The organism is Cellvibrio sp. PSBB023 (assembly GCF_002007605.1).
Lineage (GTDB): Bacteria > Pseudomonadota > Gammaproteobacteria > Pseudomonadales > Cellvibrionaceae > Cellvibrio.
Window position 1 is genome coordinate 3,585,963 of the sequence record NZ_CP019799.1, and the last position, 21,997, is coordinate 3,607,959.

Annotated in this window: 22 protein-coding genes; 13 read left to right on the forward strand and 9 right to left on the reverse strand. The window is 53.8% G+C overall.

Annotated elements, in window-relative coordinates; all coding sequences use genetic code 11:
* Positions 1-64 precede the first annotated feature (64 nt).
* The 3 genes from B0D95_RS15470 to B0D95_RS15480 all read left to right on the forward strand — a co-directional run bounded on the left by B0D95_RS15470 (position 65) and on the right by B0D95_RS15480 (position 2,461).
* Positions 65-448 (forward strand): DUF423 domain-containing protein, encoded by a 384-nt coding sequence (locus B0D95_RS15470; RefSeq protein WP_078044740.1) that lies wholly within the window; start codon positions 65-67, stop codon positions 446-448.
* A gap of 35 nt (positions 449-483) precedes the next feature.
* Positions 484-1,230, forward strand: coding sequence for a tRNA (guanosine(46)-N7)-methyltransferase TrmB (gene trmB, locus B0D95_RS15475; protein ID WP_244904592.1), 747 nt, complete (start codon positions 484-486; stop codon positions 1,228-1,230).
* A 190-nt stretch (positions 1,231-1,420) separates the two neighbouring features.
* The gene (locus B0D95_RS15480) at positions 1,421-2,461 is read left to right on the forward strand and encodes an OmpA family protein (RefSeq protein ID WP_078044741.1); all 1,041 of its coding nucleotides are present in this window, start codon (positions 1,421-1,423) and stop codon (positions 2,459-2,461) included.
* Between the two features lie 70 nt (positions 2,462-2,531).
* Here the strand turns inward: B0D95_RS15480 and B0D95_RS15485 are convergent, their stop codons facing one another.
* Positions 2,532-3,401: an SDR family oxidoreductase gene (locus tag B0D95_RS15485; RefSeq protein ID WP_078044742.1), complete on the reverse strand. Its 870-nt coding sequence runs from the start codon at positions 3,399-3,401 to the stop codon at positions 2,532-2,534.
* A 141-nt stretch (positions 3,402-3,542) separates the two neighbouring features.
* Here B0D95_RS15485 and B0D95_RS15490 point away from each other — a divergent pair, with 141 nt between their 5' ends.
* The 8 genes from B0D95_RS15490 (at position 3,543) to B0D95_RS15520 (ending at position 12,019) form a co-directional block, all read left to right on the forward strand.
* On the forward strand, positions 3,543-4,457 hold the full coding sequence (locus B0D95_RS15490; RefSeq protein ID WP_078044743.1) for a hydrogen peroxide-inducible genes activator: 915 nt from the start codon (positions 3,543-3,545) through the stop codon (positions 4,455-4,457).
* A 21-nt stretch (positions 4,458-4,478) separates the two neighbouring features.
* Positions 4,479-6,599 carry an ATP-dependent DNA helicase RecG gene (gene recG / locus B0D95_RS15495; protein ID WP_078044744.1) on the forward strand — a complete coding sequence of 707 codons (2,121 nt, stop codon included), beginning with the start codon at positions 4,479-4,481 and terminating at the stop codon, positions 6,597-6,599.
* A gap of 297 nt (positions 6,600-6,896) precedes the next feature.
* A complete protein-coding gene (locus tag B0D95_RS15500; protein ID WP_078044745.1) occupies positions 6,897-8,300 on the forward strand; it encodes an HDOD domain-containing protein in 1,404 nt (467 codons plus the stop codon).
* A 121-nt stretch (positions 8,301-8,421) separates the two neighbouring features.
* Positions 8,422-8,838, forward strand: a complete 417-nt coding sequence (locus B0D95_RS20860) for a hypothetical protein (protein ID WP_246841622.1) — start codon at positions 8,422-8,424, stop codon at positions 8,836-8,838.
* Positions 8,796-9,221 carry a hypothetical protein gene (locus B0D95_RS20865; RefSeq protein ID WP_246841623.1) on the forward strand — a complete coding sequence of 142 codons (426 nt, stop codon included), beginning with the start codon at positions 8,796-8,798 and terminating at the stop codon, positions 9,219-9,221. Before B0D95_RS20860 ends, B0D95_RS20865 begins: the two co-directional genes overlap by 43 nt.
* Before the next feature lie 12 nt (positions 9,222-9,233).
* The gene (locus B0D95_RS15510) at positions 9,234-9,638 is read left to right on the forward strand and encodes a thioesterase family protein (RefSeq protein ID WP_078044746.1); all 405 of its coding nucleotides are present in this window, start codon (positions 9,234-9,236) and stop codon (positions 9,636-9,638) included.
* Positions 9,639-9,640: 2 nt separating this feature from the next.
* On the forward strand, positions 9,641-10,387 hold the full coding sequence (locus B0D95_RS15515; protein WP_078044747.1) for a ZIP family metal transporter: 747 nt from the start codon (positions 9,641-9,643) through the stop codon (positions 10,385-10,387).
* Positions 10,388-10,546: 159 nt separating this feature from the next.
* Positions 10,547-12,019, forward strand: a complete 1,473-nt coding sequence (locus tag B0D95_RS15520; RefSeq protein WP_078044748.1) for an alkaline phosphatase PhoX — start codon at positions 10,547-10,549, stop codon at positions 12,017-12,019.
* A gap of 8 nt (positions 12,020-12,027) precedes the next feature.
* On the opposite strand, the gene B0D95_RS15525 is transcribed toward B0D95_RS15520, so the two are convergent.
* The 5 genes from B0D95_RS15525 to B0D95_RS15545 form a co-directional block, all read right to left on the reverse strand.
* Positions 12,028-12,882, reverse strand: coding sequence for a UDP-2,3-diacylglucosamine diphosphatase (locus tag B0D95_RS15525; protein ID WP_246841624.1), 855 nt, complete (start codon positions 12,880-12,882; stop codon positions 12,028-12,030).
* An 83-nt stretch (positions 12,883-12,965) separates the two neighbouring features.
* Positions 12,966-13,193 (reverse strand): hypothetical protein, encoded by a 228-nt coding sequence (locus tag B0D95_RS15530; RefSeq protein ID WP_078044749.1) that lies wholly within the window; start codon positions 13,191-13,193, stop codon positions 12,966-12,968.
* A 146-nt stretch (positions 13,194-13,339) separates the two neighbouring features.
* On the reverse strand, positions 13,340-14,125 hold the full coding sequence (gene znuB / locus B0D95_RS15535) for a zinc ABC transporter permease subunit ZnuB (protein WP_078044750.1): 786 nt from the start codon (positions 14,123-14,125) through the stop codon (positions 13,340-13,342).
* Positions 14,118-14,930 (reverse strand): zinc ABC transporter ATP-binding protein ZnuC, encoded by an 813-nt coding sequence (znuC, locus tag B0D95_RS15540; protein WP_078044751.1) that lies wholly within the window; start codon positions 14,928-14,930, stop codon positions 14,118-14,120. Before znuC ends, znuB begins: the two co-directional genes overlap by 8 nt.
* A complete protein-coding gene (locus tag B0D95_RS15545) occupies positions 14,927-15,430 on the reverse strand; it encodes a Fur family transcriptional regulator (protein WP_078044752.1) in 504 nt (167 codons plus the stop codon). Before B0D95_RS15545 ends, znuC begins: the two co-directional genes overlap by 4 nt.
* A 163-nt stretch (positions 15,431-15,593) precedes the next feature.
* Between B0D95_RS15545 and B0D95_RS15550 the strand changes: the two genes are divergently transcribed.
* Positions 15,594-16,544: a zinc ABC transporter substrate-binding protein gene (locus tag B0D95_RS15550; RefSeq protein WP_078044753.1), complete on the forward strand. Its 951-nt coding sequence runs from the start codon at positions 15,594-15,596 to the stop codon at positions 16,542-16,544.
* Here the strand turns inward: B0D95_RS15550 and B0D95_RS15555 are convergent.
* Both B0D95_RS15555 and B0D95_RS15560 read right to left on the reverse strand, forming a co-directional pair.
* Positions 16,500-16,814, reverse strand: coding sequence for a hypothetical protein (locus B0D95_RS15555; RefSeq protein WP_078044754.1), 315 nt, complete (start codon positions 16,812-16,814; stop codon positions 16,500-16,502). The genes B0D95_RS15550 and B0D95_RS15555 overlap by 45 nt on opposite strands.
* 348 nt (positions 16,815-17,162) lie before the next feature.
* Entirely contained in the window at positions 17,163-17,420 is a 258-nt protein-coding gene (locus tag B0D95_RS15560; protein ID WP_078044755.1) for a hypothetical protein, read from the reverse strand.
* Between the two features lie 411 nt (positions 17,421-17,831).
* Between B0D95_RS15560 and polA the strand changes: the two genes are divergently transcribed.
* Positions 17,832-20,633: a DNA polymerase I gene (polA, locus tag B0D95_RS15565; RefSeq protein WP_078045788.1), complete on the forward strand. Its 2,802-nt coding sequence runs from the start codon at positions 17,832-17,834 to the stop codon at positions 20,631-20,633.
* A 560-nt stretch (positions 20,634-21,193) separates the two neighbouring features.
* On the opposite strand, the gene yihA is transcribed toward polA, so the two are convergent.
* On the reverse strand, positions 21,194-21,856 hold the full coding sequence (yihA, locus tag B0D95_RS15570) for a ribosome biogenesis GTP-binding protein YihA/YsxC (RefSeq protein ID WP_078044756.1): 663 nt from the start codon (positions 21,854-21,856) through the stop codon (positions 21,194-21,196).
* Positions 21,857-21,997: the final 141 nt, after the last annotated feature.

Here is a 21,997-nt window from a genome sequence, read left to right on the forward strand (position 1 = left end):
AGCCGCGCACTGCGCGGCTTTTTTATTGCCGGCTAAACAGGCCGGGATGATGGGAGAGTATTGAATGGTACGGTTTTTTCTTATTATCGCCGCTATTGAGGGTTTTGTTGCAGTTCTTATCGGTGCATTCGCCGCCCATGGATTGAAGCAAATACTCTCGCCCGCTGCCCTGGAAACCGTTAAAACCGGGGTGCAATACCAGTTTTATCACACCTTTGCCCTGCTGTTGGTGGGCTTTTGGCTGTTACATAAACCTGCAACGCCAGGGTTAAAAGCCAGCGGCCTAGCCTTTATACTGGGCAGCTTGTTATTTAGTGGCAGCCTCTACGCATTGGCGTTGGGGGCGCCGCGTTGGCTTGGGCCAATAACGCCTTTGGGCGGATTATGTTTTTTGGTTGGCTGGATGTTGCTGTTGGTGGCAGCGTGGCGCACAAAACCGGAGGCCTGATACCGCGCACATTTTCTTACTAGCGACTACACTTTATGTCTGATTTTCCTGAATTAACGCCCGATCTGGATGGTGGCGAGCAAGGGTTTCTGATCAAGCCCGAATTTAAACCCAAAGCAATTCGCAGTTTCGTGATCCGCGCCGGGCGCATTACCGTGGGTCAAAAAAATGCTTTTGATACCTGGTGGCCGAGTCTTGGCCTGAGCCTGTTTAAGGGGCGCATCGATCCGGAAGCCGTCTTTGGGCGCAAGGCGCCGTTAGTGCTGGAGATTGGTTTTGGCATGGGTGACTCCCTGCTGGAGATGGCACGCAACGAGCCCGACAAGAATTTTATTGGCATTGAAGTGCACCCGCCGGGTGTGGGGCGCTTGATCAATGTGGCCGGGCAGGAGGGCTTAACCAACCTGCGGGTATACATGGCAGATGCGATGGATGTGCTGGAAGATTGTATCCCTGACAACAGCATAGATCGCCTGCAACTGTACTTCCCCGACCCCTGGCATAAGAAGAAGCATCACAAGCGCCGTATTTTGCAGTCAGCCTTTGTTCAGAAACTGCGCCCTAAAATCGTCGACGGCGGCGTATTCCACATGGCTACTGACTGGCAAGCCTATGCAGAGCATATGTTGGATGTGATGAGTACAGCGCCGGGATTTACAACGGAATACAAGGAAACCGGCTATGCACCAAGGCCGGATTATCGGCCAATAACCAAGTTTGAAAAACGCGGTGAACGGTTGGGACATGGTGTTTGGGATCTTTTGTTCAATAAAACAGCATAAACTGGCGCAGTAAGTCTCTTAAATTGGCATGCAACACTTTAATTTGTTAATGTAAGCGACTGAAAATAATCATGAAATGGATTTTAAGCCAGTGCAATTGTTTGATCGTTTTTTATCAATCTGAGTGTCTGTCGTTTAACAATGCAGATTGTTTTTTTGGAACTCGCTATTTTCAACGGAGAACATGACTATGAAACACACACAAGTATTAGCTTTATCTGCAGTAATCGCGGCCCTGTCAGCAGGCGCCAGCGCTGAGAACCATAAATTTGAAGTACGTGCTGAAGGTGGCCGTGTTTTCTTTGATGAAGCATTGGAAGATGCCAACACCTGGGGTCTGGGTTTTGGTTATGTGCTGAACAAAAACTGGACATTGGAAGCCGTTGCCAGCAAATGGGACAGCGAAACCCAAGTGGGCGGTGTTGATGTAGATGGCACCCAATACCGTTTGGATGCGCTGTACAACATCGACACTCAAAGCCTGTGGCGTCCTTATGTTGCCTTTGGTATTGGTGATCAAGAGCGTGAATTTAACGCAGCAACACCTTCATCAGAGCGCGATACCCTGTTGAACCTGGGTGCTGGTGTTAAGCGTTCTTTGGGCGGCAACTGGGAATTCCGTACTGATGTACGTGCATTCAACAGCCTGGACAACGAGTACACTGATCTGGCGTTGAACGCTGGTATCAGCTACCTGTTTGGCGGTTCTCCTGCGCCTGTGAAAGCAGCTCCGGCTCCAGCACCAGCCCCTGTTGTGGAAAAAGACAGCGATGGCGATGGCGTATATGACTCTAAAGACCAGTGCCCTGACACAGTTCGCGGCCTGAAAGTAGATGAAGTGGGCTGCCCGGTTGTTCTGGAGAAAACACTGGTAATCAACCTGGACATTCTGTTTGATACTGCCAAGTCAGATATCAAGGATGCCTACTTGCCACAAGTGAAGAAACTGGCCGATGCCATGACGCAATACGCGAACACTGTTGTGCATATTGAAGGTCATACCGACAGCCAGGGTTCTGATGCTTACAACCAAAAACTGTCACAAAGCCGTGCTGATGCAGTAAAAGCAGCATTGGTGACCAAGTTTGGTATAGCCGCTGATCGCATTACTGCCCAAGGTCACGGTGAGTCCAAGCCAATCGCCGATAACGCTACTGCGGAAGGTCGTGCACAAAACCGTCGCGTGGTAGGTTCAGTAAGCGTGAAGTACAAAGAAGAAGTGAAGAAGTAATATCACTCTGCTTTGATACTAAAAACCCGGCCTTGGTGCCGGGTTTTTTTTGCGTGATATTTTTTGCGTGTTATTTGGGGGGGAGATAGTTGGCCAGTAAATCGGCATAGCCGGTTTTAAAGTCCGGATAACGCAGTTGCAGGCCGGTGTCGAGCAGGCGTTGGTTGCTAATGCGCTTGTTGCCGCGCTCATTGATGGCATCGGCGGCCACAAATTGATGGATGCCCAACTGCTCTGCAATCCAGCTTACGACTTCAATCATCGGCGCGGGGTTGGAGTCTGTTGCCACATAAATGGCATCGAGAGGGCGTTGTTTGGCCCGCTCGATCAGGTGGACGAGTGCGGCGGCGCAATCTTCGGCGTGAATGCGATTGGTGTAGTGAGGGCTGGCGGAGGCGCGCTGGTTGATTACCTGTTCAATCAGGCGATGCCGGCCGGGGCCGTAAATACCGCTACAGCGCAGAATACTGCCGGGGTAATCGCTGTTCAGGATGATGTCTTCTGCTTCCAGCAAGCGCTTCCCGCTAAAACCGTCGGGGTTGGTGGGGGAGGTTTCGTCCACCCAACTGCCATCTTGTTGCGCATAGACGGCGGTGCTGGAGACAAACATTATCAAACGTGGCTTATAAATCTGTTGTTGCAGTCCGCTAATCAACTGCCTGCAACTATTTACATAGGCCTTCTCATAGCCTTCATCGCTGCGCTCGGCAGGCGTCATACTGATAACAATGACGTCAAACCCTTCGGCTAGTAGGGGATGCAGTTGTTCGGCGTTGGTGACATCGCATTGGCGATAGCGCAAATAGGGCAGGTCGGTAACAGGCTGGCGACGCAGCCCGGTGACCTGATAACCCAGTGGGTTGATCTGCCGTGCAAGGCGTTGGCCTATGTCGCCACAACCGACGATCAATAGTTTTTCTGTTGGGGATTGTTTATTCATAGGTGTTTTCAGTGGGCCTGTGACGCCTGTGGTGTGAAGTTGCGTTAATTAGTATTTGATAAATGGCGCTTATCTGATAGTTTTAGGCTATTCCAAGAAAAGCCCTGACTTTTTAAAAAGCCCATCTCACGGAGCTGTATTATGACCCTGACCGAACTGCGCTACATAGTCACCCTTGCCCAGGAACAACATTTTGGCCGCGCGGCTGATCGTTGCTACGTAAGTCAGCCCACCTTGAGTATTGCGGTTAAAAAGTTGGAGGATGAACTGGGCGTAGCGCTGTTTGAGCGCACCAAGTCCCGTGTACAGCCTACGCCACTCGGCGAACAAATTGTCGCTCAGGCCAATCTGGTGCTGGAGCAGACGGCGGCGATTAAAGACCTGGCCGATGCCGGCAAGGATCAGCTCAGCAGCCCGCTGTCGGTAGGCGCTATCTTCACCATTGGGCCATATTTGCTGCCCAAGTTTATTCCTCACCTACAGCAATTGGCGAGCAAAATGCCGCTCTATGTGGAGGAAGGCTACACCCACAACCTGCGCAAAAAGCTGCGCAATGGCGAGCTGGATGTGATTATTGTCGCCCTGCCTTTTGTGGAACCGGATGTAGTTACCCAGGCACTTTATGAAGAGCCCTTTGTGGTGCTGATGCCCAAAGATCACCCCTTGGCAGCGAAAGAGGCGATAGATCCACTGGATCTGAATAGCGAACAGCTCCTGCTGTTGGGGGAAGGGCACTGCTTCCGCGATCAGGTGCTCACTACCTGCCCAAGCTTGCAACAAGGGGCGGAATCCAGTGCCAATAGCAGCAATGTACGCACCGCTGCGGAAGGCAGTTCGCTGGAGACATTGCGCCATATGGTGGCTTCGGGGTTGGGCTTGACCATACTGCCCGCCTCGGCGGCCGAAAGCTCGCTATACAGCTCGGAGGTGCTGGTCACGCGCCCCTTTACCGAGCCTTCGCCCAGCCGTACGGTGGCGTTGGCATGGCGCGCCAGTTTCCCGCGCCACAAAGCCATTGATGCACTGCGTTCGGCAATCAAAGCCTGTCGTCAATAAAACGCGCTTGTTGTTATCTCCATGGGCGCGGTGAGTGTAGGCGGTAAAACGCTCGATCAAATTCCGGTAACGGCGATCAAGGGCGTTGGCGCTAGTTTGTCTGCAAAATTGGCGAAGATTGGCCTGTTAAGTGTGCAGGATATATTGCTCCACCTGCCACTGCGCTATATGGATCGCACTCGCATCACCCCGATTGGCGCACTGCAGCCCAATGTGAATGCAGTGCTGGAAGCGGAGGTGCGCGCTTGCGATGTGGTGTTTGGCAAGCGGCGCAGTTTGGTGTGCAAAGTACAGGATGGCACCGGCACTATTACCCTGCGGTTTTATCATTTCAATACAGCGCAAAAGCAGCGGCTGGTAAACGGCACGCGCTTGCGTATTTTTGGCGAGACACGGCGTGGTGCCTCGGGGCTGGAGATGTATCACCCCGAATACGATGAGTTGGATAGCGCCGCACCGCTGCCGCTGGAGCAATCCCTCACCCCGATTTACCCGGCCACCGAAGGCTTGACCCAGCCGCGTTTGCGTTCGCTGGCCGTGCAGGCCCTGACCTGGCTGGACAAACATGCTCTCAAGGAATTACTGCCCGAGGTGGTGCGCCGCCAGCTTAATCAGGTGCCGCTGGCCGAGGCGCTGCGCTACCTGCATCAACCGCCTACCAACGCCAATATCCAACAGCTGATGGATGGCGAGCATCCCTACCAGCAGCGTCTGGCGTTTGAGGAATTGCTTGCCCATCACCTGAGTTTGTTATTGCTGCGCCGTGAAACCCAGGCCGATGGCGCCTATCGATTGAATCTGGATACCCGGCTACAGCAAGGTTTTCTCGCCCAGTTGGGCTTTAGTTTGACGCGCGCGCAGAGCCGGGTGGTGAATGAAATTGCCGATGATCTGGCCAAACCGATTCCTATGTTGCGTCTGGTTCAGGGCGATGTGGGTTCCGGTAAAACGGTCGTAGCGGCCCTTGCTGCATTGGCTGCCGTGGCTAGCGGTAAACAGGCGGCGATTATGGCGCCCACGGAAATCCTTGCTGAACAGCATCGCCTCAACTTTGGCAAATGGCTGGAGCCACTGGGCATCAAGCTCGGTTGGCTCACGGGCAAACTCAAGGTGGCCGAGCGGCGCACCCAACTGGCGGCTATTGCCAGTGGTGATGCGCAAGTGGTGGTCGGCACCCATGCGCTGTTTCAGGAGGCAGTCAGTTTTGCCGATCTGGGGTTGATCGTCATCGATGAACAGCATCGATTTGGTGTACATCAGCGGCTAAGTCTCTCGGAAAAAGGCACCAATAGCGACGAGCAGCATAGGGCTGGCATGTTGCGTCCCCATCAGCTCATTATGACCGCCACTCCCATTCCGCGCACTTTGGCGATGAGCGCTTACGCCGATTTGGATTGTTCGGTCATCGACGAACTGCCTCCCGGGCGTACGCCGATTACTACCGTGGTGATCAGCGATAATCGCCGCGAGGAAGTGATTGAGCGGGTGCGCCTTGCCTGTGAGCAGGGGCGACAGGCCTACTGGGTATGCACCCTGATCGAGGAATCCGAAGCCCTAGAAGCACAAGCCGCCGAGGCGACAGCGGCGAATCTCATTGAGTCCCTGCCGCATTTGCGCATTGGGCTGATCCACGGGCGCTTGAAACCGGTGGAAAAAGAGGCGGTGATGGCGGCTTTCAAGGCCAACACCCTGGATTTGCTGGTGGCCACCACGGTCATTGAAGTGGGTGTGGATGTGCCCAACGCCTGCTTGATGATTATCGAAAACCCCGAGCGCCTTGGCCTTGCGCAATTGCACCAATTGCGTGGGCGGGTCGGGCGCGGGTCGGAGGCCAGTCACTGCGTACTGCTTTATGGTTCGCCCCTGTCGCAAAATGGCCGCGAGCGGCTGCGGGTGATGCGAGAAAGTAGTGATGGTTTTTATATCGCCGAACAGGATTTACAACTGCGCGGCCCCGGTGAAGTGCTGGGCACCCGCCAGACCGGGGAAATGCAATTCAAGATTGCCGACCTTCAGCGCGATGGCCACTTGCTGCCGGTTGTCAAAGATGCCGCCTTGTTGTTGATGAGCGATTACCCGCAACTGTGCGAACAACTGGTATTGCGCTGGCTGGGGCAAAACCAGCGCTACCTCCAGGTTTGATCATCCGACGGGTTTGATCGCACCTTGAACGCTCTGGCGCGTTTTTCATTCAATATAGTGAACGCCGTCGTATTTTTTGGCACACAGAATCGCTTTTGCAGCTGGATTGTTATTCGGCACCGATAAAACTCGGCTATGCTTGGAACTACTATGTGAGGGGGAGGGGGGTATTCATAATTCTTCCTGGGCGCTATATGAGAAATGGTTTTGCTGCATTACACTCGTGGTCACGACTAGCTCAGGAGTCGCCTAACCCCATGTTTATCAATCAGTTATCTTCAACCAGAGGAGTAGGCCGTGCCAGTCCCTTCCAGTGTTCAATCATTGCTCAGCAAGCAAAATGTGCATTATCAGATTTCTGAGGTGCCGCTCGATGAGAATGAAAGAGCACTTTGGCATGACCAGCATTTACGCACTATGAGCGCTGCCAAATCAGTCATTCTGCAAGATACCAAGGGTCGTGTTCAGGTTATTTATGCCGCTGACCGCCTGTTGGACCTCAAAGCCGTGAATCGCCATTTAGGCCGCGAGCTGCACGCTGCCAAGCCGGAGGATGTCCATAAATTTTGCCTGTCCCACAACCTGCAATCTATACCGGCGCTGCCCAAGCTGGCCGGCCTCCTGACGCTGATTGACCGCAGTCTGGTGGAGCGCAATGAATTGCTGGCGGATTCGGGCGACGAGAAACAACTGTTGCGCTTCAGCCGTGAAGAGTTCCAGCAGATTATGGACGATGCAACCATTTGCGATATCGCCGTGCCGCTGGAGCCACTGGAAGTTGACGATACCAGCAGCAGCGATGCCGACCAGATCCTGGGTGCTGTGCGCAACTTCACCCAATTGCGCATCAAACAGCGCCTGGAAGAAACCCTGGAATTGCCGCCACTGTCAGATACCGCCCAGCGCATTATCAAGCTGCGCGTAAACCCCAATGCGGATATCAGCGATCTGGCACAAATCGTGGAAACCGATCCCAGCCTTGCGGCACAGGTAGTGAGTTGGGCGGCATCGCCTTACTATTCGGCCCCGGGCAAAATCAAATCCATCCACGACGCCATAGTACGGGTGCTGGGGTTTGATATGGTACTTAATCTGGCGCTGGGTTTGTCGCTGGGCAAAGCCATGACTATCCCCAAAGAAGGCCCTCATGGCGCCCTGCCTTACTGGCAGCAAGCGGTCTATATGGCGGCCACCATTGAAGGGCTGGTCACGGCAATTCCGCGCGACCATCGCCCCAGTTTTGGTATGGCCTACCTCTGCGGCCTGCTGCACAACTTTGGCTATTTGATTCTGGCGGAAGTCTTCCCGCCTTATTTCCACAATTACTGCGAGCTGGCCGATGCTAATCCCCATGTGGACCATCAGGTGATTGAGCGCCATCTGTTGGGCATTACCCGCGAGCAACTGGGTGCTTCACTCATGTCGCTTTGGTCTATGCCGGAGGAAGTGGTTGTGGGCCTGCGCTATCAAACCAACCCGCATTATCAGGGGGAATATGCCACCTACGCCAAACTGATTTTTGTCGCCCAGCGTCTGTTGCAGCAACACAGCATTGGTCGCGGCCCCAAAGTGGCGATTCCGCCCCAGGTGTTTGAGGATTTGCATTTGGATCCGGAAAAAGCCTATACCACCGTGGCGAATATTATCGAGAGCAGCGATGATTTGAAGCACATCGCCAATGAGCTGGCACCCCATCATTAAGCGGACCTGTGTTTGCCGGCTGTGATACCAAAACCCCTTTTGCGAGGGGTTTTGTGTTTATAGTGTGACCTGATTTATCCACAGAGGCATGAGCCTCGGCCTGACAAGTGAGAGAGTGTTGATGACTAATTTATTTCCCGCCGCCGATGCGGCTGCCATTTTGGTTGAGCGCCGTATTCAGGGCACTCAAGGTGATGCGTTACCGGTTGCATGCCGTCCGCAGAATCTGGAGCAGGCGCTGGCGATTCAAGCGGCTGTGACGGAGCGCTGGTGTGAGCAGATGGACGACAGTATCGGCGGCTGGAAGTGCCTGTTGCCGCCGGAAGGCAAGTTGGTGATTGGCCCTATTTATACCCGCACCATCGATTCTGTAGCGCCGGTCAGCCTGTGGACCAAAACCTCCCCGAGGGTGAACGCGCGCGTATCGAGCCGGAGTTGGCTTTCTTCTTCGGCAAGGATCTCCCCCCGCGACCCGAACCCTATACGGCAGAAGAGGTGGATGCCGCCATCGCCCGCACCCACATGGCACTGGAGCTGATCAATAGCCGCTACAGCGATCCGGCCAGTTGCGAATTTCCGGAAATGCTCGCTGACGGGCTGGTGAATCAAGGCCTGTTCATTGGTCCGGAAGTGGATTCCGGCAGCGCGCGCAGCGCCAGCAGTTTTACCGTGACCATGACCTGTGCCAATGGCGAGGTGATAGAGCGTCAGGGGCAGCACCCCAATACCCATCCGCGAGCGCCGCTCTACTGGCTGGCAGAATTTTTGCGCAGCCGTGGCCAGGGCATAGTGGCGGGGCAGGCGGTGATTACCGGTTCTTACGCGGGCGTGATTGAGGTGCCCGTGAATACGGATATTCAAATTGACTATGCGGGATTAGGGCGTATGAACGTCAGTTTTACCGCAAAGGCAGCCCGTTAAACAGGAGTCATTATGAGCGATACCCAACCCTTTTTTTCCTGTGAAATCCCGGTGCGCTGGGGTGATATGGATGCCTACGGCCATGTGAACAACACCCTCTATTTTCGCTATTTTGAAGAGGCGCGTTTTTTGTGGATGCTGGAAAAAGGCCTGCCGCTCAAGAGCGATACCCATCCAGTGGTGGTGACCATTGGCTGCACCTTTATGCGCCCGATTTTCCACCCGGATCTGCTGCGTATCGATGTGTTCCTGAGTGAGCCGGGGCGCTCCAGCTTTATGGTCAAGTATCTGGTTTACACCCAGGCACAGCCCGACACACCCGCTGCCGAAGGTTATTCCAAGGTGGTATGGGTGAGTGCGACAGACGGCAAATCGGTGCCCCTGCCCGACACTGTGCGCAGCTGGTTTGAGGCGTAGCGATGCCCCTGTGGCTGGAGGCGGGCTTTTGGGGATTTGTCGCATCCAGTGCGCTGCTGATTGGTGCGCTCTTGGGGTGGTTTATCCGCTTTTCAGCCAAAACTGTCGCCTATGTAATGGCATTTGGCAGCGGTATTCTGGTTGCTGCCCTCAGTTTTGAACTGGTGGGCAGCTCGCTGGAGCAGGTCAGTATCCTGTGGATTGCGGGCGGCTTTATGGCCGGTGCACTGGTGTTTTCGCTGATCAACCATCAGCTCAACCTGCCCGCAGTGAAGCACCGCAAGCGCTTTCAGCATCAGCCGCCCGTGGCATCCAATACCGGTATGGCGATTGCGGCAGGCACCCTGCTCGACGGTATTCCCGAATCCATCGCCATCGGCCTGCTGGTTGCCAGTGGTGGCAAGCTCAGTGTGGCCACTATCGCGGCGATTTTTATCTCCAACATTCCCGAAGCCTTATCCAGCACGGCGGGCATGCGCCGTGGCGGGCGCGGTGGCTGGTTTATCCTGCGGTTGTGGCTGGGCATTGCTGTGTGTTCGGGAGTGTTTGCGGTTATTGGCGCAGTGTTTTTTGGCTCTGCGCCTGCCCATATCAAGGCTTTGGTAACCTGTGTGGCGGCGGGCGGTATTTTTGCGATGGTGGTGGAAACCATGATTCCTGAAGCCTTCGCCGAAACCCATGAAATGTCGGGGCTGGTGGCGGCGCTGGGTTTTGTGGTGGCCGTGGCATTGCAGGCGCTGGAAGCCTGAAACCCGGCTAGTTAATCGCTGTCGCCTGCATAGCGGTCATTTCAGCTCAACCTCTTTTTCCCCGGGATCACCCGGCGGTCATCTGTTTGTCACATGGGTAGGTCAAAAACAGCGCTCTTGTGCCAGGTCTGGCCATCTATTGATTAGGGGATTGCTGTTATGCGTTTGACTCGTCGTCACTTTCTTAAAAATGCCAGTGCTACCGCCATTGCCTTGGGTGGTTTACGCAGCTTGCAATTGCAGGCGCAGGTCTATGCGCAAGACCCGGTGTATGGCCTTGATAAGGTTGGCCAACTACTGGCCGATCCCGCTGGAATTCTCAATTTGCCGCGCGACTTTAGCTACAAAGTGATTTCCCGCACCGGGGATCGCATGAGCGACGGTCTGATTACTCCCGGTGCACTGGATGGCATGGCGGCCTTTCCGCTACCGGGTGATGCCAGCAAATGCATTTTGGTGCGCAATCACGAGCTGGATTCCGTTGGCGATGAAGTGGATGCCTTTGGTGGCGATAAGGATCTGGCCCGTAAACAGGCGGGCGCCAAGAGTTACGATTTCCTGGGCGATCTACCTGTTAACGGCGGCACCAGCACCCTGATCTACAGCCATCGCAGCCAGCGAATAGAGCGCAGCCACCTGAGCTTGGTCGGCACTGTGCGCAACTGCGCTGGCGGCGCCACGCCTTGGGGTAGTTGGTTGAGTTGCGAAGAGACACTGCTGGGTAAAGCCCAGGGGTATGGCCGCGAACACGGGTACATTTTTGAAGTGCCCTCGCTCAGCAAAGGGCTGGTAGATGCGGTGCCACTGACAGCAATGGGCCGGTTTGTACACGAGGCGGCAGCGGTGGATAGCACCAGCGGCATTGTGTACTTGTCGGAAGATACGGATCGCAGCCTGTTTTACCGCTTTATCCCCACAACCCCCGGCAAACTGGTGGCAGGTGGGCGTTTGCAGGCGCTGGCGATTCGCGGTTGGCCAAGTGCCAATACCCGCAATTGGCCTGAAGATGCCGCCGACAACAAGGCTCAAGCTGTAGCCATGCGCCAGCGATTTAGCTGCGAGTGGGTGGATTTGGACGAAGTCACCGCGCCCGAGGGCGATTTGAACATCCGTGGCGAAGCCAAGGGTGCCGCCATTTTTGCGCGCGGTGAAGGTTTGGCTTTTGCCCTGCGCGACGACAAAACCCGAGAGGTGCTGTTTGCTGCCACCAGCGGCGGCCCGCTCAAAATTGGCCAGGTGTGGCGCTATGAACCCAGCCCTTTTGAAGGCACGGCGCGCGAAGCGGAGCAGCCGGGGGTCATGGAATTGCTTTACGAAACCCATAACCGTGCGATTCTGGAATCCTGTGACAACCTTGCCGTTGCGCCCTGGGGCGATCTGATCATCTGCGAGGATAGCTATTCCGACACGCCCGATACCGTCAACTACCTGCGCGGCCTCACCCCTGATGGGCGCATCTACACCCTGGCGATGAACGCTCATCCCGATAAAGGCGAATTCTGCGGTGCTTGCTTCTCGCCCGACGGCACTACCTTATTCGTCAATATCCAGCGCCCCGGCCTGACCCTCGCCATTACCGGCCCTTGGGGTAATTTGCGCAGTCGCGCCAAGGGTATGGATAAACTCGGTTAAGCCTCGTTTCAGGCGGGGTGTCGCTGCTCCAGTGCTTGCCATTGAATGGTATCGCTGTGATGCAACAGGCGCATCACGCCCTGGTGATCCTCTACCAGGGCGGTGCAGCTTTCGATCCAATCGCCGCAATTGGCATAGCGCAATCCACCTTCCTCGCGCAGCGCCGGGTAGTGGATATGGCCGCAGACCACACCGTCATAGCCGCGTCGTTTGGCCTCCGCCAGCGCCTCTTTTTCGTAGGTTGCAATGGCCGCCTTGGCGCCTTTGATATTGCTTTTAATCAGGCCCGCCAGCGAAAAATAAGGCCGCCCCACCAACTTGCGCAGCCGGTCTGACCAACGGTTGATAAACAACAGCAGCTCGTAGCCGTGATCGCCAATCACGCGTTTGAGCCAACTGTGGTTGATATAGGCATCCATGGCATCGCCGTGCATGACCAGCAGGCGCTTGCCATCGGCGGTGACGTATTCGTGTTCATGGGCGATTTCGATAGGGCCAAATAGTTCGCCGCTGAAGTGGCGCATAGGGTCATCGTGATTGCCCGGTACATAGACCACACGCATCCCCTTGGCTGCCAGTTCGTAGAACTTGAGCATCACCTGATAGTGCTTGGCGGGCCAGCAAAAGCGGCGTTTGAGCGACCACAAATCCACAATATCACCGACCAGATAAAGTGTGTCGCAGTGGATACGGTTGAGAAAGTCCAGCAGGTAGTCCACCTTGCAATCGCGGAAGCCCAAGTGGATATCGGAAATCCACACGGTGCGGGCGTTGATCAAACTGCTGGTGGGTTTAGGTGCTGCATCGGTGGCAGTGGCGACCAGAGGCAGGGTGGCAGCGAGGGGGTTGGCAGAGGTCTTCATAGTGCGTTTCCTGAGCTGTTTCGCTGCATACTGCGGCGAAAAGATGACGAAAACGCAACATTTTGATGAAGTTTGAGTGACAATCAGCCCAGTTTATCCAGCGCGACTTGCACCTCGTTCTGCTGTAGCCAGCCCAGCACTGCCTGGCGGCTTTCCAGCATTTGCTCGTAGGTTTGCACCACCATCGGGTTGGGGTTGGGTTGCTGCTGCAACAAGGCAATGCGGGATTCCAAAAACAGTATGTCACTTTGGACTTTGTTGGCGACATCCTGTGTATTGAACGCCTGTTTTCCTATATTGAGGGTGGTCATGGATTCTATCCTTGCTGACTTAGCCGCCACTCCAGCCATTGGATGCGGCACGACAGGTGACAGTATCTACCAAGGTGGAATGTGAAAACAGTCGCAAATTTCCCGGATTTTTGTGCGCTTTGGCTTACAAAACCATCCGGGTTGATTTAACTCTGCTGTTTTTTGAGCAGGGTCAGGCTAAACATGGCGGTGGCAGATAAAACGATGGCTGGCCCGGCGGGGCTGTCCCACCAGTAGGATGCACCCAGCCCGGCCAGTACCGCCACCATGCCCAGCAGGCTGGCGATAACCGCCATCTGCTCCGGGGTGCGGCTCAGGCGACGGCTGGCGGCGGCGGGAATAATCAGCAGGGCGGTAATCAGCAGCACACCTACTACTTTCATCGCAATCGCAATCACCAGCGCCATTAACAGCATCAGCGCGGTGCGCACACGCACTACCGGAACGCCTTCTACCTGCGCCAACTCTTCATGCACGGTAATCGCCAGCAGGGGGCGCCAGAGCCAGATCAAGGCACCCAGTACCGCGAGGGAAATCACCCAAATACTGATCACATCGCCCTGGCTGACGGACAATATATCGCCGAACAAATAGGCCAGCAGGTCGATGCGGCTCTCGCTGAAAATACTGACACAGACCAGGCCGAGTGCGAGGGTAGAGTGGGAGAGAATACCGAGCAGGGTATCGGTGGCGAGGAAGCGGTTGTTTTGCAGGGCCACCAGAATCAGCGCCAACAGCAGGCAGCCGAGGGCGATGGCGAGGTTGAGGTTGATGTCGAGCAGCAGGCCAAAGGTCACACCCAGCAGTGCGGAGTGGGCGAGGGTATCGCCAAAGTAGGCCATGCGCCGCCACACGGCAAAGGCGCCCAGTGGGCCAGCAACCAATGCAACCGCGATACCGGCGAGCAGGGCGAGCAATAAAAAATCAGGCATGGTGGTCGTGTCCGCAGGAATCGCTACAACTGCCAGCAGTGTGGACATGGGCGCCTTTGGGGCGGATCACATTGCCGTGGGTATCGTGTTGGTGGTCGTGGTGATGGGTGTAAATCGCGACTTGCGGCGCCACTTGTGCGCCAATCACATCACCAAACAGCGCAAGGTAGGCCGGGTCGTTAGTGACCTGTTCCGGGTGGCCATGGCAGCACACATGCTGGTTGAGGCAAATGACCGTATCGGTCGTCGCCATCACCAAATGCAGGTCGTGGGAAACCAGTAATACGCCGCATTGGCGCTGGTTGCGAATCTCGTTAATCAGTGCATAAAGCGCCGACTGGCCGCCCACATCCACCCCTTGCACTGGCTCATCCAATACCAGTAATTGCGGGTCGCGCAGCAGTGCGCGGGCGAGTAATACCCGCTGGGTTTCGCCACCGGAAAGGGATTGGATTGGCATATCAATGAGCTTATCGATGCCGGTCAATTGCAAAATCTCGCCCAAATCCACCCGCGGTTTGCCGCCCAGTGCCAGAAAGCGCGCTACTGTCAGCGGCAGGCTGGCATCCAGGTGGAGCTTTTGAGGCATATAACCAATGCGCAAGTCCGGTGCTTTTTCGATGCTGCCTTCATCGATGCTGATCAAGCCCAGCACCGCGCGCACCAAGGTAGTTTTGCCTGCGCCGTTGGGGCCAATCAGGGTGATGATCTTGCCTGCGGCGAGATCCAGATCGGCATTCTGCAAAATATGTCGCCCATTGCGCACCACACCCAGACCGCGCGCCTTAATCAGCAGTTCACTCATGCCAGTGCCCGCTCCGGTGCATGACTGGCGCAGTTAGCGCACAGGCCGGACACTTCCAGTGCCTGGGTTTCCACGGTAAACCCGGCTTCCCGGGCGACACTGAGAATCTGCTCGCTGAGCGCTGGCTGATCCAGCTCCACGGCTATGCCGCAGTGGCGACAAATCAGGAAATGGCTTTGGTGTTGGATATTCGGTGATGGGCAGCCAATAAAGGCGTTGAGCACATTAATGCGATGGATCAGCCCCTGCTCCAGCAGGAAATCCAGCGCGCGATACACCGTCGGCGGTGCCACCCGACGGGTATTGGCCTTGGCCAGCATCTCCATCAAGGTATAGGCGCCCAGTGGCTTATGGTTTTGCCAGATCAACTCCAGCACCTGTAAACGCAAGTCCGTCAGGCGGACGCCACGGCTCACACACAGCAGGCGCGCGGCTTCCAGCGCATCGCTAATACAATGGTCGTGGTCGTGATGGCTACAGGCGAGCGGTGTATGTTCCATAAGGTAATCACACTGTGGGTCTGGCGGTTAGTCAGGTCGCTTGCCTCTGCAGATCCTTGGATGGCAGGGCAGGCGAGGAATAGATGAGCTATGTTACTATATAACCTTTGTGCAGGCATTTATTTCACCGCAGTCGCTGGCTGCGGATACAGGATTCACAATCATGGGTTCACCCCGCTTGGCTTTTGTTGTCCACTCGGTCTGTAGTTTTCGCACCCTGCTGGTGCTGTTGTTATGGTCATTGGCTATCACCGCCCTTGCCAAACCCATGGTGCTGGCCAGCATTAAACCCCTTGCGCTGATTGCCCAAGAGGTTGCGGGCGATCAGGCGGATATCGACATATTACTGCCCATCACCGCCTCGGCCCACGATTATCCCCTCAAAATGTCCGACCATCGCCGCCTGCGCGATGCTGATCTGGTGTTGTGGGTTGGTGCGGAGCTGGAAAGTTTTCTGGCGCGCCCACTGGCGAATCTGCCCGCAGAAAATGTATTGGGCAGCTACACGTTGGATGGATTGTTTTGGCCGGAGCTCGATGACCATGGGCACGATCACCCCGGTCATGATAGCGCGCACCAACATAGCAACGGAGATCCCCATATCTGGCTGGACCCACGCAATGCAGCGATTATTGCCCGCGCTGTCGCCCTGCGCCTGGGGCGTATCGCACCCGCCTCCGCTGCCTACTATGCACAAAATGCCGAGCGTTTTAGCCAGTCATTGCAAGCCCTGGACACACGGCTGCTCACGCAGTTGGCACCGGTAAAATCCCTGGGATTTGCGGTATATCACGAAGGATACAGTCACTTTGTCGCCCATTACGGCCTGCACCAGCTTGCTTATGTAACCTTCACGCCCGAGCGTCGCCCGGGAGCCAAGCATTTGCAGGCCCTGCGCAATGTGCTTGCCCGCGAGGGGCGCTGCGTATTTATGGAACCCTACCAGAACAGTCGCTCAATAGAAGAAATGGGACGCTCGCTGGGGTTGAACATTGGATTGCTGGACCCTATAGGTAACGACAAGGTGTCCAGCTATAACGACTTGATGGAGCAATTGGGGCAGAGCTTTTTAACTTGCCTTGCGGATGGGCGTAACACTGGCACTCACCGTTGAGTTTCCAGCGATAATTGAACCATGGAAGGGCTTGCGCAGTGTGACATTGCGCGCTTCGAGCATATCCAGTTGGCGTTTATTCAGCTCCATCACAAACGAATCATAATACTGACGCACTTCAGCATCCCGCGAAGCGCTACCCGCACGCAACAAATCCAACATCCCCTCAGGGGTTGCCATACGATAGCGAATGCCCGTTTTGTGATAGAGGCAGCTTGCCAGTTGTTGCATACGAAAAATGGCCGTTTGGGAAAATATTAAACTATCCATAAAACAGTCCTGTGCAAATAGTGGGGTTAGCGCCCCGCAGAAGAAATAAACATCATTAAGGTTTATTGCTGTGACTGATACCTATGCACGCAAAAGCCGTTTACAACGCAAAGACTCATTGCCAGTCTAGGTGAGAGATTCAATACCGATGTTGGCTCTTGCGCCAAGGGGCAGACAAATTGCAAATTTGTGATTGCCTACATAAAAAGAGCCCCGCAGGGACCACATTAATGGTCGTATGCAGGGCTAATACACGAGGAGAAAATAAGGGGTAGTCAGCAAGCGTTGGGAAAATCGACCGGATCGGGGTTAACCAATCCGGTTACAACTGGTGTTTCAGTGTTTCAATCAGAGTTCAAACTGCTTGGCCAATTTGGCTTCCAACTGCTCTTCGAGTTTGGCGTGTGCCTTATCGTTCAGCGCGTCTTCTTTAGCGGTCAACTCATCAGCAATACGCGCTTCGGCGTCTTCCTGAGTTTCAACCCAAGTCGCTTTTACGCCTAAATCGGCAGCGGCCAGGGTCAATTCTTGATTTTTGGCATCATCGGCATAAGCGCCGGCAGCGGTCAGTAACAGTGTTGCAAATATCAGTGTGGTCTTTTTCATCGTGGGTTCCTCCGATGGATCATTCGATTCCAGTTGCCTTGTGAGCAACCTTGTTGTCTTGGGTAAAGTTTTTTGGGTCTAGCGTTTGGATAACATCTGAGCTTGGGTAAGATCTTTTGTTACTTTATGTTACTCATGGTAACACAATTATTTTTAATGGCTAGAGGGTGGTTAAACCTTTTTGTTATTGAAAGCTATAAAATGTGAATAAATACCGAAACTTAGCAAGTTATCCTATAAATGGGGCGAGCTTTGTCGCCTGGTAACACATTTTGGCGCAGGTAACACTTTTGTAATCATTGCCCCTCTGATTGTTACCCTTGTGGGGATTGCATCATGGCTCTGGCTCGATCGCTGGGCCTTTGGTGTATCCTGCGGCCTATTTACAGCCCCTTTAGTGCAGATATTTTTATGACCGAGACTCTCCAAAATCAGCCGCCTCTGGTACTTGTTGATGGTTCTTCCTATCTCTACCGCGCCTACCATGCCCTGCCTCCGCTCACCAATTCCAAAGGCCAACCAACCGGCGCGGTGAAGGGTGTGGTGAATATGATGCGCCGGCTGGTCAAGGATTATCCGCAAAGTCCCATCGCCGTTGTGTTTGATGCAAAAGGCAAAACCTTTCGCGATGACATGTTTGCCGAATACAAAGCCAACCGCCCGCCCATGCCAGAGGATTTACGCCCGCAAGTGCAGCCGATCCACGACATAGTGCAAGCCATGGGCTTGCCATTATTGGTTGTCGAAGGCGTAGAAGCGGACGATGTAATTGGCACACTTGCACGGCAAGCCACCGAACAAAAACGCGATGTGGTGATTTCCACCGGCGACAAAGATATGGCGCAATTGGTGAATGAGCATGTCACGCTGGTGAATACCATGACGGAAACCGTGCTGGACATTCCCGGCGTTCATGCCAAATACGGTTTTGGTCCGGAATTGATGATTGATTACCTCGCGCTCATGGGCGACAAGGTCGATAACATTCCCGGTGTGCCCGGCGTGGGTGAAAAAACTGCACAAGGATTAATACAGGGGCTCGGTGGTTTGGATGCGATTTATGCCGACTTGGAAAAAGTGCGCAGCTTGTCATTTCGCGGCGCCAAAACCATGCCGGAAAAATTAATTGAACACCGCGACATGGCGTACTTGTCCTATCGTTTGGCGACAATTAAAACCGATGTGGAATTGTCCTTGAGCCCGGAATCAATTCATCTATCGCCACCGGACAATCAGCGCTTGCGCGAATTATTTGAAGCTTTGGAATTTAAAAGTTGGGTAAAAGATTTGGGTGATGCGGTGGCTTCGCAAACGGCGGATGCCGCGCCGTCAGCTGCTGCCGCTACAAATTCGTTTGCACCTGATGATGTGGATGTTGCACCAACTGCAGCAGCGGCACCCAGTGAAATTCGCTACGACATTATCACGGACAAAACCTTATTCGCCCAGTGGTTGGCACGCCTGCAACAGGCGCCCCTGTTTTCGTTTGATACTGAAACCACCGCGCTGGAAATTATGGATGCAAAAATTGTCGGCGTAAATTTCGCGATTGACGCGGGCATTGCTGCCTATGTTCCCTGTGGACACGACTATATGGGGGCACCGGAACAGCTGCCATTGGAGTGGGTGTTGGAACAATTAAAACCATTATTGGAAGATGCCAACAAAATAAAAATTGGCCAGAATTTAAAATACGATCGCAGTGTGCTGCTCAATTACGGCATTGAATTGCGCGGTATTAAATTCGATACCATGCTGGAATCCTACGTGTGGAATTCTATTGGCAGTCGTCACAATATGGATGACCTCGCCAAAAATTATCTGGATTACAAAACAGTTACCTTTGAAGAGCTGGCTGGCAAAGGCGTAAAACAACTCACGTTTAATCAATTGAAAATTGAAGATGCTGGTCACTACGCCGCGGAAGATGCGGACATCACGTTGCGCCTGCATCAATTTTTTTGGCCGCAGCTGGAAAAAATTGAATCACTCAAAAGCGTTTTTGAAAATATCGAAATGCCATTGGTGCCGGTATTGTCGCGCATTGAAAGAAATGGTGCATTGGTGGATGCCAATTTACTCGGCAAACAAAGTATTGAATTGGGTGAGCGATTAACGCAGCTGGAGCGCAAGGCCTATGACATTGCCGGGCAAGAATTTAATTTGAGTTCGCCCAAGCAATTGGGAGTGATTTTATTTGAACAGCAAAAATTACCGGTTATCAAAAAAACGCCAACCGGCACGCCTTCTACCGCAGAAGAAGTGCTGCAAGAACTAGCGCTGGATTATCCGCTGCCCAAGGTATTAATGGAGTATCGCGGGCTGGCAAAATTAAAATCGACTTACACCGATAAATTACCGTTGGTGATCAACCCGGTAACGGGTCGTATACATACCAGTTATCACCAGGCAGTTGCCGCGACGGGACGTTTATCGTCGCAAGATCCCAACTTGCAAAATATTCCGATCAAAACGGAAGAGGGGCGCCGTATTCGCCAAGCGTTTATTGCGCCTAAAGGCTATAAATTGGTCGCGGCGGATTACTCTCAAATTGAATTGCGCATCATGGCGCATTTGTCGGATGACGCCGGTTTGCTGAGCGCCTTTGAAAAAGGCCTGGATGTGCACCGCGCGACAGCCGCCGAGGTATTTGGCGTGGCGCTCGATGCGGTCACGCCGGAAATGCGCCGCAGCGCTAAAGCAATTAACTTTGGTTTGATTTACGGCATGTCAGCCTTTGGTCTTGCCAAGCAATTGCATGTTGGGCGCAATGAAGCGCAGCAGTACATTGATCGCTACTTTGAACGCTACCCGGGTGTACAGCGCTACATGAATAACATTCGCGCCTTGGCCCATGAGCAGGGGTATGTCGAAACCTTGTTTGGTCGCCGGTTGTATCTGCCGGAGATCAACGCCAAAAATAAAAACTTGCAGATGGGCGCTGAGCGCACCGCGATTAACGCCCCCATGCAGGGAACCGCTGCTGACATCATCAAAACCGCCATGATTAATGTGCAGGCCTGGCTGGATGAAACCGGCCTGGACGCCCGCATCATTATGCAAGTACACGATGAACTGGTGCTTGAGGTCGCTGAAGCGCAGCTGGAGCAGGTGCGCGCTGGCGTCATTGAGCGTATGTCAGCAGCGGCCAGCTTGAAAGTGCCCCTGCTGGTAGAGGCCGGTGTTGGCGATAACTGGGATGAAGCGCACTAAGGTACAGGTCAGATCTGGCGTAAAAACCGATTATTCGGGGTGTGCAGTGCGATAGCTAAACTTTTTTAAACGCTATAAGTATTTGTTTTTACAGTGGTTTGGCGAATTAACCAAAAAATGTGCAAATTTATTTTGAAATAGGTTGAACTAATTTGGAAAGGGGTGGGTCTCAGTTATGTGTGTTTTACGATCATGAGCTAACTCCTCCCCTAATGGCGCTTAAGCCAGCTGAGCATGAAGTCAATTACGCTAAGCCGACCCCGATTTTATCGGGGTTTTTTTTGCCTGTCGTTTGGGATCGAGTGGGGTATTCAGGCGTGGAATTGTGCAAAAAATGTTGCATGAATGGGATTTGAAAAATTTCACTGAACTTTATCGGCAAGCACCGGGTCAGAGTAATCAGTTAAGCCAACTTATTGATTTAACGTGTTAATTGTTCTCCCCTCTTTAGTGGTTTCACTCTAGCCCATCTGGCGCCACCCCAAGGGTGCCAGTTTTTATCCGATGATTTATCCAAATCATCGGATTTTTTTATGCCTGCTTATTTTCTGATGATCGCTTCACTGAGGCTGTGTTTTTGGAGCCTCAGCATCAATCGGCGATTCCTCCAGGGTTGTTGCGGCGGGCGCCAGCCAGGATTGTAAGACCGCTTTTAATTCATCAAGTCCCGTGTATTTCAAGGAAGAAAAGCATTGCACGCTCACCAGTTGATGAAGGTTGGCTTGCTTGAGTTGTTTCTGCACCGCAAACAAGGCGTTATTGGCCTGCATACGGCTGAGTTTGTCGGCTTTGGTGAGCAAAATATGGACCGGCATATTGCCCTTGATAGCCCAGTTCAGCATGGTGGTATCAAATTCTTGCAGCGGGTGGCGTATATCCATCAGCAGGATTAGCCCTTGCAAGCACTGGCGCTTTTGCAAGTATTCGGATAAATCGCGCTGCCATTTTTCTTTTTGATCGCGCGATACTTTGGCATAACCATAGCCAGGCAGGTCTACCAGGCGTTGCGTATCACTTACATTGAAGAAGTTAATCAGTTGGGTGCGCCCCGGTGTTTTACTGGTGCGCGCCAGCTTTTGGTTGGTCAAGGCGTTAATGGCGCTGGACTTGCCCGCGTTGGAGCGACCGGCAAAGGCGACTTCATAGCCGGTTTCGGGCGGGCACTCGCGAATGCTGGGCGCGCTCTTGGTGAAGTAAGCCTTGGTAAATACGATCTCGGTCAAGATAATAACCCTTCAAAATAGTGTGTTATTAGCGCGTTGGTAATATAATGCCCGCGCTTTTACGGGCCGCCGTGCGCGCCAAAAGTGGGATTCATGAGGAATAGGGGTGAGATTGTAGCTTGTTGACTTGTCATTAAGCGA